A 9,892-nucleotide genomic window follows, 5' to 3' on the forward strand; every position below is an offset into this window, starting at 1 on the left:
GGAATAGGGGAATAGGGGAATAGGGGAATAGGGGAATAGGGGAATAGGGGAATAGGGGAATAGGGGAATAGGGGAATAGGGGGCGACGGTTCATTGGTGTCCTTGCCGTCGTTGCTCGTTTGCGCCAATGGCGCTCCACAAAAAATCTCCAAGCCTTTCGAACCTTTTCCCGCGCCGCGCCGACTGATGTTTCAGAGGCGAATGGGTCGCCTCGATCAAGGATCCAGGAGATCATCATGTTGAAGCGCATTCTTACCTCAGGCCTCGTCGCCGTCTTCGTCGTCACCGGCGCGCTCGCCGGCACTGTCGGCACGTCGTCCGCCCACGGCATGCACGGCCATCACCACAACTACAACCATCACAAGAAGCACTTCAAGAAGTACTGGTGGAAGCACTACAACCATCACCACAACCATCACCACAGGCATGGCAGGGTGATCATTTTCCTTTGATGGAGGGACCCAATTTCCCAAAAGGGCGGCTTCGGCCGCCCTTTTTGCGTTGGGCGATCACTTTGTGAAGTGGGGACGGCAAAGCTGCCGATCTCCCCCTTTGCGGGGGAGATGTCCGGCAGGACAGAGGGGGGTGTGAAGGATCACCGGCTTCCCCATGAACTTTCTCTATTTTGTCCGTGCGGTTGCCTCGCCCTGATTGGTTGACAAGCTGGCGGGACAGCACCCCCCTCTGCCCTGCCGGGCATCTCCCCCGCAAGAGAGGAGATCAGCCGCATCAACTTCTTCGCCAAGCTCTCGCAAGGTCGCCGTCAGCATCGGTCGATCCGATTTCCCCGTTCCAGAAAAATCGAAAAAAGATTCGAACCTTTTTCCTGGCCGCGACGACAGATGATCAAGAGGCGGATGGATCGCCTCGGTCAACGAAGCAAGGAGATCGTCATGTTCAAGAACACACTCGTTTCCGGCCTTATCGCCACCGCCGTCGCCGCCGCCACGCTGGCCGGCACCGTCCAGCCCTCGGCCGCCCACAGCCATCACCACAACCGCGAAATCGGCATCGGCATTGCCGCCGGCGTCGGCGGCTTCGTCCTCGGCAGCCTGCTCGCCCAGCCGCGTACCGTCTATGTCGACGAAGGCGGCGGCTCGTGGCACGTCCGCCGCTGCTATGACCGCTACCAGAGCTATGATGCGGACTCCGACACTTATCTCGGCCACGACGGCTATCGCCACTACTGCCGTCTCTGAGAGGAGGTGGCGTTTCAATCAGCCAGAAGAGGGGCGCCCCGCAGCCCCTCTTCTCGCTGTGCTTGAAACGATCGGACCGTCAGGTCGCCCTGATGCCGCCGATCATCCTGGTCACCTCGGCCGCGGCATCGCGCACCAGCGGGCCTATCTCGGCCAGCCGCTCCGGCGTCACCCGCACCGTTGGCCCGGACACCGAGACGCCACCGATCGGCTCGCCGAATTCGTTGAAGATGGCGGCTGCCACGCAGCGCATGCCGGGATGCCGCTCCTCGTCGTCGACCGACCAGCCGCGCAGCTTGATCCGCGCCAGATCGTGGGCAAGCGCCGAAATGTCGGACAACGTCCGGTCGGTGAAGCGCTGCAGCCCGGCCTTGCGCAGGATGGTTCCGACGCGCTCCGGCTCGAGATGGGCCAGCACCGCCTTGCCGATGCCGGACGCATGGAAGGGGCTGCGCGTGCCCGGCCGGAAGAAGGCGCGGATCGCCTGATGCGTCTCGACCTGGCTGACGAAGACCACGCAATCGTCCTCGGCGACGCCGAGATTGGCGGTCTCGCCGGTTCTTTCCATCAGCTCCTGCATGACGACACGGGCGCGGTCGACCAGCTTGCGGCGGCGCAGGAAGGCCGCGCCCATGCGGTAGGTCTCGACGCCGATCGACCAGAGCTGGTCTGATGTGTCGAATTCGACCATGCCGTGGTTTTGCAGCGTCGTCAGCATGCGGTAGGCGGTGGAGGCGGCAAGGCCGCTCTGCGCAGAGATCTCGCTCAGCGACAGGCCGCTGCCTTCCGCGACAATGGCCAAGATGCGCAGCGCCCGGTCGAGCGACTGCACCGAGCTGGCCTCCGATGGCCCGTTGAAAGCGCGCGGCCGTCCGCGCTGGCGTTTTTCGGTCGTTTCCATGCCGTCATTCTCGGTCGTTTCGCCAAATGCGCAATGAAAAAGTTTTTCACTCCAACCGCCAGATGAATTCCTGGAAAACGGAAAACCCAATGGAATCACGAAGATGACGCCGATTCCTAGAAATGAAAAAATATTCTGAAAAAATTGAAAAATAACCGGCGTGCTGACATCTTGGCCAATCCAACAATGACAAACCCGTGGAGGGCTGGAAAATGGCCAGGATGCGCGCTGTCGATGCCGCGGTTCTCGTTCTCGAAAAGGAAGGCATTTCCTGCGCTTTCGGCGTGCCGGGCGCGGCGATCAATCCGTTCTATTCGGCAATGAAGGCGAGGGGCACGATCCGCCATGTGCTTGCCCGTCACGTCGAGGGCGCCTCGCACATGGCGGAAGGTTTTACGCGCGCCAAGGCGGGCAATATCGGCCTGTGCATCGGCACTTCGGGTCCAGCCGGCACCGACATGATCACCGGGCTCTATTCGGCCGCCGCGGATTCCATTCCGATCCTGTGCATCACTGGTCAGGCGCCGCGGGCGCGGCTGAACAAGGAGGATTTCCAGGCCGTCGACATATCAGCCATTGCCGCGCCGGTCGCCAAATGGGCGGTCACCGTCATGGAGCCCTATCTCGTCCCGATGGCGCTGCAGAAGGCCTTTCATCTGATGCGTTCCTCGCGGCCGGGCCCTGTCCTGATCGACCTGCCGGTCGACGTGCAACTCGCCGAAATCGAATTCGACATCGACGCCTATGAGCCGTTGACGCCGTTCAAGCCGGCCATGACGCGCACCCAGGCCGAAAAGGCGTTGACGATGCTCAACGCCGCCGAAAAGCCGCTGATCGTCGCCGGCGGCGGCATCATAAACGCCGATGCGTCGGATCTGCTCATCGAATTCGCCGAGATTTCAGGCGTGCCGGTCATCCCGACCTTGATGGGCTGGGGAGCGATCCCCGACGATCACCGGCTGATGGCCGGCATGTGCGGACTGCAGACCTCGCACCGCTATGGCAATGCGACGATGTTGGAAGCCGACTTCGTCTTCGGCATCGGCAACCGCTGGGCCAACCGCCACACCGGCTCCGTTGATGTCTACACCAAGGGCAAAAAATTCATCCATGTCGACATCGAGCCGACGCAGATCGGCCGTGTCTTCGCGCCGGATCTCGGCGTCGTTTCGGATGCCGGTGCCGCACTGAAGATGCTGCTCGACGTGGCCACCGAGTGGAAGACGGCTGGAAAGCTGCGCGACTGGTCCGGCTGGGCGAAGGAATGCCAGGCCCGCAAGAAGACCATGAAGCGCAAGACGCATTTCGACCAGGTGCCGCTGAAGCCGCAGCGTGTCTATGAGGAGATGAACAAGGCGTTCGGCCGCGACGTCACCTATGTCACCACGATCGGCCTGTCGCAGATTGCCGGCGCCCAGTTCCTGCATGTCTACAAGCCGCGCAACTGGATCAATTGCGGCCAGGCCGGCCCGCTCGGCTGGACCTTGCCGGCGGCCCTTGGCGTTCGCGCCGCCGACCCGGACCGCACCATCGTGGCGCTGTCGGGCGACTATGATTTCCAGTTCATGATCGAGGAACTGGCGGTCGGCGCACAGCACAAATTGCCCTATCTGCATGTCGTCGTGAACAACGCCTATCTCGGCCTGATCCGCCAGGCGCAGCGTGGTTTCTCGATGGATTTCGAGGTCGATCTTGCCTTCGAGAACATCAACCGGTCAGGCGATCCCGAGGCCGGCTACGGCGTCGACCACGTTGCCGTCGCCGAGGCCATGGGCTGCAAGGCGATCAGGGTGCGCAAGCCCGAAGAGTTCGCTGGTGCCTTCAAGGAAGCGCAGCGGCTGATGAAGGAGCACCGGGTTCCGGTCGTGCTCGAATTCATCCTCGAACGCGTCACCAACATCTCCATGGGTACCGAGATCGACAAGATCACCGAATTCGAGGAGCTTGCCGAACATCAGGAAGATGCGCCGACAGCGATCGTGATGTTGGATTAGGAGAAAAAGAATGCCGCGGTTTTCAGCCAATCTTTCGATGCTCTTTGGCGAGCATGAGTTCCTCGACCGTTTCGATGCCGCCGCTCGCGCCGGCTTCAAGGGCGTCGAATATATCGGCCCCTACGACCATGCGCCCGATGTCGTCGCGGCCCGGCTGAAGAAGAACGGTCTGACCCAGGTGCTGTTCAATCTTCCGGCCGGCGACTGGGGCAAGGGCGAACGCGGCATTGCCGTGCTGCCGGACCGTGTGCCGGAATTCCGCCAGGGCATCGCCAAGGCGATCGCCTATGCGCAGGCGCTCGGCTGCCAGCAGGTCAATTGCCTGGCCGGCATCGCGCCGGCGGGCGCCGACCGCAAGGTGCTGGAGGATGTCTTTGCCGAAAACCTCGCCTTCGCGGCGGAAAAGCTGGAGCAGGCCGGCATCAGGCTGCTGATCGAGCCGATCAACACGCGCGATATTCCGGGCTTCTTCCTCAACTATTCCGATCAGGCCTTGGCGCTGATCGATCGCGTCGGCTCGAAAAACCTGTTCCTGCAATACGACATCTATCACATGCAGATCATGGAGGGGGATCTCGCCCGGACCATCGAGGCTAACCTTGGCCGCATCGCGCATATTCAGCTTGCGGATAATCCCGGCCGTCACGAGCCGGGGACGGGCGAGATCAATTATCCCTTCCTCTACGAGCATATCGACCGCATCGGTTATGCCGGATGGGTCGGGGCTGAGTACAAGCCGAAGGCCGGGACGGAGGCTGGCTTGGGGTGGCTTCGGAGTTGGCCGGGCAGGGAAGTGCTGCGGCGTAAGCACTAGGGGGCGTTTCACACAGTCATTTGGAGAACCACAATGGAAACCATCGGCTTCATCGGCCTCGGCATCATGGGCGCGCCGATGGCGGGGCATCTGCTGGACGCGGGTTACAAGGTCATCGCCAGCGACCATCGCTCCAAGCCGCCGGCCGATCTCGTCGCCAAAGGCCTGAAGACCGTCACCGGCCACGCCGCCGTGGCCAAAGCTGCCGACATCATCATCCTGATGGTGCCCGACACTCCGCAGGTGGCCGATGTGCTGTTTAGCGACAATGGCGTCGCGTCCGGCCTGGCCAAGGGCAAGCTGGTCATCGACATGAGTTCGATCTCGCCGATCGAGACCAAAATCTTCGCAAAGAAGATCAACGATCTCGGCTGCGACTATCTCGATGCACCGGTCTCGGGCGGCGAGGTTGGCGCCAAGGCGGCGTCGCTCACCATCATGGCCGGCGGCGAGGAAAAGCCGTTCGAGCGCGCAAAACCCATCTTCGAAAAGATGGGCAAGAACATCACCCTGGTCGGGCCGAACGGCGTTGGCCAGACCACCAAGGTGGCCAACCAGATCGTCGTCGCGTTGACCATTGAAGCCGTCGCCGAAGCGCTTGTTTTTGCATCGAAAGCTGGCGCCGACCCGGCCAAGGTCAGGCAGGCGCTGATGGGCGGGCTGGCCGCCTCGCGCATTCTGGAAGTGCATGGTGAGCGCATGGTCAAGCGCACCTTCGCGCCTGGTTTCCGCATCGAACTGCACCAGAAGGATCTGAACCTCGCGCTGGAGGGCGCGAAGGCGCTCGGCGTTTCCTTGCCCAACACCTCGACGACTCAGCAGCTGTTCAATTCCTGCGCGGCCAATGGCGGCGCCAAGGAGGATCATTCGGCGCTGGTCAGGGCGCTGGAGCGGATGGCCAATTTCGAGGTCGGCAGCGAGGCAGCCGACGCCAGGGGCAAAGCGGCATAGGTCAGGAGAGGGCGGCGCAACGTTCCCAAGCCGCAAACTCTTGGCCCGTCGAAGAACGGGTTCCGGCGTCTGTCGGAACCCGTTTCTCGTTTCGAGATATTTTTGGCTTAGCCGCGCTTCAAAAACGCCCGCGCCACGTAAAGGCTGATCGCCGCGGCATTCGACACGTTGAGCGAATGGATGGCGCCGGGCATGTCGAGCCGCGCCAGCGTGGTCACCGTCTCGCGCGTCTTCTGGCGCAGGCCCTTGCCTTCGGCGCCCAGCACCAAGGCGATCTTTTCTCCGGCAAAGCTCTTTTCGAGTTCGGCCGGCGCGTCCGAATCAAGTCCGATGGTGCGGAAGCCGGCCTCGTGCAACTGGCCGAGTGCGTCGGCGAGGTTCTTCACCTCGATCTGGTCGATGTGCTCCAGCGCGCCGGAGGCGGATTTCGCCAGCACGCCCGATTCCTGCGGGCTGTGGCGGGCTGTGGTGATCAGCGCGCCGGCGCCGAAGGCGACCGCCGAGCGCAGGATAGCGCCGACATTGTGCGGGTCGGTGATCTGGTCGAGCACCAGCACCAGCTTCGCGTCGCCAAGCGCATCGAGCCGCTTGGCTTTCAGCGGCTCGGCCTCGATCAGCACACCCTGATGCACGGCGTCCGACCCGGTGATCTTGTCGATGTCCCTGGGTTCGACCAGTTCGGTCTTGAAGGGCAGGGCGGCGAGATCGGCGATTTCGAGGCGCTCGGCCGCGTTGCGCGTCACCAGCATCTTCCTAATCTTGCGGCGCGGATTGTCGAGTGCGGCGCGCACGGTGTGCAGGCCGTAGAGCCGCACCAGGCCATCCGCGGCATTTTCGCCCGGCGGAACCGGCTGTCGGGGCCGGAACGCCGGCGCGCCGCCGCTTTTCTCGTCGCGATAGGCGCGGCGCAGCTTGGCGTAATGGGTGTCTTTGGGGGTGTTGGTTTTGTCGCTCATGGCTGGCTTCTATAGCTGTGTCCTCCGGCCAAGGATATGGCCCGCCGTCACAGCCGGCGAACAGAAACGAAAAACCATGGTTGCGCGGTTGACACCCAATGGGCTTGCCGCCATAAGGCGCTGCGCTGGTTTCGGAGAACACATAACTCGGGTCCGGATCGGCGTGAATGCCTCGTTGCATGGCTCCGGCGGCAGACTGGAGAGGTGCCCGAGTGGTTAAAGGGGACGGACTGTAAATCCGTTAGCTTAGCTTACGTTGGTTCGAATCCAACCCTCTCCACCACTGCCGGCCCGGAAGCCCTGAAACGTGACAAGAATCGGACCGAAAAGTGCATGGCGCTTTTCGGATGAATCCGGTACTTCAGGAACGGCGCGGGTATAGCTCAGTGGTAGAGCAGCAGCCTTCCAAGCTGAATATGCGGGTTCGATTCCCGCTACCCGCTCCAGACACTTATCCCATCACCGGCAAGCCGAAACACTGCGCACGAGGCGCGCAGTGCTCCAATTGTCGTGGCTGTGCCGCGTCAGCTGTTGAACGCGGTGGCGACCTGGTGCTGCTGCGGCACCTGGCCGTTCGGCGTCAGCCTGTCGACGATGCCGGGCAGGGCGGTGGACAGTTGCTTGAGCAGTTCCTGCTCGTCCAGCCCGGTCCGTTGCGCGATCTCGCGAATGATCTGCGGTCCGATCGCGGCGCCAAGATCGTTGGCGTTGATCGGCTGGTTCTGCCCGGTGCCGACCCAGGAGTCGGCGGCATTACCGTGGCCGGCATTTCTGAGCTTGTCGAGCAGACCGCCCAATCCGCCAGCCAGGCCACCATCGGCGGATGTGGTTTCCGTCGGGACGGGGGCGGTCGGAGCGGGCGCGGGAGACTGCTCTGGCTCTTCGGCACTTCTGCCGCTCAGCATCTTGCCGACCAGCAATGCGCCGAGCGCGATCATCAGGGGTTTGGTGATGTTGCCGCCGGGAACGGCATTGTCAAAAAGTCCCATAGTGGATCCTCCATAGCGACCAAGCCCGTCCCATCTTCAACAATGAAGTATTCGGGCGGAATTTCAAGCTGGCTTGAGGTTTTGACAATCCTATGAAAATGTCGGCTGGCGAGGGGATGGAGAGGAAAAAATGGGTATCATCAGTTGGATCATTCTGGGCGCCATTGCCGGCTTCCTGGGCAGCAAGATCGTCAACAAGACCGGCCAGGGCCTGATCATGGATATCGTCCTCGGCATCGTCGGCGCCATTGTCGGCGGTGTGATCTGCAGCCAGATCTTTGGCGTGGGTGTCACCGGTCTCAACATCTCCAGCCTGATCGTCGCGGTGGTTGGAGCGGTGGTCGTGCTGTGGGCCTACCATCAGTTCAGCGCAAGGCGGACGCTTTAGGCGCCTGCGGGGTCGACCGACGTTTCGAAGTCCTGCTGAGGCAAGACCGGCTTCGGGCCGGTACGTGCAGAGGCTCGTCTATGGCATCAGCACTGCATCGGCGGCGACGAAAAAGATCAGCGTTCCCGCGATGAACACCGCCCAGCCGACAAGCGACTTGCGGATAGCGGCCTTGTGCTCGGCGTCGGAGCTCTTGTTCTGGTCAAAATCGGTCACGGGGAACTCCCTTGGCTGATTGATCATCTCGTCGTCGATCGAACTATGCTTCGCCGATTAGACGATCTTTTTCGGCGCGGCAACTGCTCATCCGCGCATGCGTGGATGCGGAGGCTCCAGGTCTTTGTTTATGCATGTCGTTCTCCCAAATCCGGGGCACTTTGGGCGACATGCATCAGGCGACGACGGCCAGCCGGCGCTGACGCTGATCCAGCGACACGATGGTCAGCCCGCTGCCGACCACCAGCAGGATGCCACAGATCGCCAGTGTGTTTGGGAATTGCCCGAACACCAGCAGGCCCGAAATCACCGCCCAGACGGTGAAGCAATAATAGAACGGTGCCACGGCGCTGGTCGGTCCGACGCGATAGGCCATGAAGATGAAGAAGTGGCCGAAGATCAGGAAAAATCCAGCACCCGCCATCAGCAGCAGGTGATGTGCCCCGGGCATGACCCAGCGCTCTGAAACCAGATGCGCGGCGCCGGCGCCGATCAGCACCACCACGACTGCGGAAATCGCCACGATCATCCCCGGCACCTCGACCGCGACCCGCCGACCGGCAAGGTCGCGCGCCGCCGCAAATGTGGCATTGCCGAGCGCCAGCAAGGCGTAGACCGAAATGCCTTGCATGCTCGGCTGCGCCACCATCAGCGCTCCGACGAAGCCGAGCCCGATCAGCGCCATGCGCCGGCCGCCGATCCGCTCGCCAAACAGGATCGAGGAGCCGACCAGCATCAAGAGCGGCGTGATCTGGCCGAGCGCGGTGGAATCGGCAATCTGCATATTGGCGAGCGCGATCACATAGCAAAGGATCGCCGCCAGCTCGAGCATGTTCCGGCTCAGTACGCGCTTGTCGAAGATCAGCGGGATCTGCTTGCCGTAGCCCAGCGCGAACAACAGCGGGAAGCCCCAGAGCGCAGCCGCGGCACCCCGCAGAAACAGCACTTCGTAGGACGGCAGGCCTGCCGTCGCGAGTTTCATCATCGTGTCGTTGACGAGATACGATCCCGTCGAGACGATCATGAACAGCGGGCCGCGGATAGAGGCAGGGATGAAATGCATCTGGCCACAAGATCAGAGGCGGGTGGTGGCGGCAATGGTCCATGGCCTGGCCATGAATCAGACAGGGCCGGGCAAGCAAGCCAGCGCTTTCGCGGCCTCGATCGGTCGGCCCGCTACCCCTTCATTTTGCCCAGAGCCTTCCTATATCTTCGTCATATCCCCGCAATCGGATCGATGGTTCGGACTGAGTGAGACGGCACCCGGCCAAAAGACGCTTGTGTTTTTTGGCCTTTGTCGCTAATCGCCCCGCATTCGACTGAACTGAAGGTCTTCGACCGAACTGAAGATCCGGGCCGTCCAAGGAAAGAGACAATGGCAAAAGGTAAATTCGAGCGTAACAAGCCTCACGTGAACATCGGCACGATTGGCCACGTCGACCATGGCAAGACGTCGCTGACGGCGGCGATCACCAAGTATTTTG

Annotated in this window: 12 protein-coding genes and 2 tRNA genes; 9 read left to right on the top strand and 5 right to left on the bottom strand. The window is 62.0% G+C overall.

Annotated features, from left to right (window positions below; genetic code table 11):
* Nucleotides 1-236: 236 nt before the first annotated feature.
* Nucleotides 237-452: a hypothetical protein gene (locus NKI66_RS32240; RefSeq protein ID WP_352754042.1), complete on the top strand. Its 216-nt coding sequence runs from the start codon at nt 237-239 to the stop codon at nt 450-452.
* Nucleotides 453-893: 441 nt separating this feature from the next.
* The gene (locus tag NKI66_RS32245; protein ID WP_352609700.1) at nt 894-1,199 is read left to right on the top strand and encodes a BA14K family protein; all 306 of its coding nucleotides are present in this window, start codon (nt 894-896) and stop codon (nt 1,197-1,199) included.
* A gap of 79 nt (nt 1,200-1,278) precedes the next feature.
* Here NKI66_RS32245 and bhcR read toward each other — a convergent pair whose 3' ends face one another.
* Nucleotides 1,279-2,100 carry an HTH-type transcriptional regulator BhcR gene (gene bhcR / locus NKI66_RS32250; RefSeq protein WP_127295745.1) on the bottom strand — a complete coding sequence of 274 codons (822 nt, stop codon included), beginning with the start codon at nt 2,098-2,100 and terminating at the stop codon, nt 1,279-1,281.
* Between the two features lie 212 nt (nt 2,101-2,312).
* On the opposite strand from bhcR, the gene gcl reads away from it, so the two are divergent.
* From gcl to NKI66_RS32265, 3 genes are read left to right on the top strand one after another with little or no spacing between them, the layout of a single operon-like run.
* On the top strand, nt 2,313-4,094 hold the full coding sequence (gcl, locus tag NKI66_RS32255; RefSeq protein ID WP_352754043.1) for a glyoxylate carboligase: 1,782 nt from the start codon (nt 2,313-2,315) through the stop codon (nt 4,092-4,094).
* 10 nt (nt 4,095-4,104) lie between these two features.
* Nucleotides 4,105-4,908 carry a hydroxypyruvate isomerase gene (gene hyi, locus NKI66_RS32260; protein ID WP_023812092.1) on the top strand — a complete coding sequence of 268 codons (804 nt, stop codon included), beginning with the start codon at nt 4,105-4,107 and terminating at the stop codon, nt 4,906-4,908.
* 33 nt (nt 4,909-4,941) lie between these two features.
* The gene (locus NKI66_RS32265; RefSeq protein ID WP_352754044.1) at nt 4,942-5,859 is read left to right on the top strand and encodes a 2-hydroxy-3-oxopropionate reductase; all 918 of its coding nucleotides are present in this window, start codon (nt 4,942-4,944) and stop codon (nt 5,857-5,859) included.
* A gap of 107 nt (nt 5,860-5,966) precedes the next feature.
* Here the strand turns inward: NKI66_RS32265 and rlmB are convergent, their stop codons facing one another.
* A complete protein-coding gene (gene rlmB / locus NKI66_RS32270) occupies nt 5,967-6,815 on the bottom strand; it encodes a 23S rRNA (guanosine(2251)-2'-O)-methyltransferase RlmB (RefSeq protein ID WP_023812090.1) in 849 nt (282 codons plus the stop codon).
* A gap of 198 nt (nt 6,816-7,013) precedes the next feature.
* On the opposite strand from rlmB, the gene NKI66_RS32275 reads away from it, so the two are divergent.
* Nucleotides 7,014-7,098: transfer RNA gene (locus tag NKI66_RS32275), tRNA-Tyr, on the top strand.
* Between the two features lie 89 nt (nt 7,099-7,187).
* A tRNA-Gly gene (locus NKI66_RS32280) sits at nt 7,188-7,261 on the top strand.
* Nucleotides 7,262-7,339: 78 nt separating this feature from the next.
* Here the strand turns inward: NKI66_RS32280 and NKI66_RS32285 are convergent.
* The gene (locus NKI66_RS32285; RefSeq protein ID WP_352439971.1) at nt 7,340-7,804 is read right to left on the bottom strand and encodes a YidB family protein; all 465 of its coding nucleotides are present in this window, start codon (nt 7,802-7,804) and stop codon (nt 7,340-7,342) included.
* A gap of 130 nt (nt 7,805-7,934) precedes the next feature.
* Between NKI66_RS32285 and NKI66_RS32290 the strand changes: the two genes are divergently transcribed.
* Nucleotides 7,935-8,192, top strand: a complete 258-nt coding sequence (locus tag NKI66_RS32290; RefSeq protein WP_023812088.1) for a GlsB/YeaQ/YmgE family stress response membrane protein — start codon at nt 7,935-7,937, stop codon at nt 8,190-8,192.
* A gap of 78 nt (nt 8,193-8,270) precedes the next feature.
* On the opposite strand, the gene NKI66_RS32295 is transcribed toward NKI66_RS32290, so the two are convergent.
* Complete coding sequence (locus NKI66_RS32295; RefSeq protein WP_164778452.1) at nt 8,271-8,408, bottom strand: hypothetical protein; 138 nt, start codon at nt 8,406-8,408, stop codon at nt 8,271-8,273.
* 175 nt (nt 8,409-8,583) lie between these two features.
* On the bottom strand, nt 8,584-9,471 hold the full coding sequence (locus tag NKI66_RS32300) for a DMT family transporter (RefSeq protein ID WP_352439972.1): 888 nt from the start codon (nt 9,469-9,471) through the stop codon (nt 8,584-8,586).
* A gap of 312 nt (nt 9,472-9,783) precedes the next feature.
* Between NKI66_RS32300 and NKI66_RS32305 the strand changes: the two genes are divergently transcribed.
* The coding region (locus tag NKI66_RS32305) for a GTP-binding protein (RefSeq protein ID WP_352556263.1) at nt 9,784-9,892 on the top strand (109 nt) is incomplete at its 3' end.

The organism is Mesorhizobium sp. M0518 (assembly GCF_040321125.1).
Lineage (GTDB): Bacteria > Pseudomonadota > Alphaproteobacteria > Rhizobiales > Rhizobiaceae > Mesorhizobium.

Excerpts from the sequence above, each read along its gene's own strand:
- NKI66_RS32245 (WP_352609700.1), top strand. The coding sequence starts at position 894 with ATGTTCAAGAACACACTCGTTTCCGGCCTTATCGCCACCGCCGTCGCC.
- rlmB (WP_023812090.1), bottom strand. The coding sequence starts at position 6,815 with ATGAGCGACAAAACCAACACCCCCAAAGACACCCATTACGCCAAGCTG.
- bhcR (WP_127295745.1), bottom strand. The coding sequence starts at position 2,100 with ATGGAAACGACCGAAAAACGCCAGCGCGGACGGCCGCGCGCTTTCAAC.
- NKI66_RS32265 (WP_352754044.1), top strand. The coding sequence starts at position 4,942 with ATGGAAACCATCGGCTTCATCGGCCTCGGCATCATGGGCGCGCCGATG.
- NKI66_RS32290 (WP_023812088.1), top strand. The coding sequence starts at position 7,935 with ATGGGTATCATCAGTTGGATCATTCTGGGCGCCATTGCCGGCTTCCTG.
- NKI66_RS32240 (WP_352754042.1), top strand. The coding sequence starts at position 237 with ATGTTGAAGCGCATTCTTACCTCAGGCCTCGTCGCCGTCTTCGTCGTC.
- gcl (WP_352754043.1), top strand. The coding sequence starts at position 2,313 with ATGGCCAGGATGCGCGCTGTCGATGCCGCGGTTCTCGTTCTCGAAAAG.
- hyi (WP_023812092.1), top strand. The coding sequence starts at position 4,105 with ATGCCGCGGTTTTCAGCCAATCTTTCGATGCTCTTTGGCGAGCATGAG.
- NKI66_RS32285 (WP_352439971.1), bottom strand. The coding sequence starts at position 7,804 with ATGGGACTTTTTGACAATGCCGTTCCCGGCGGCAACATCACCAAACCC.
- NKI66_RS32300 (WP_352439972.1), bottom strand. The coding sequence starts at position 9,471 with ATGCATTTCATCCCTGCCTCTATCCGCGGCCCGCTGTTCATGATCGTC.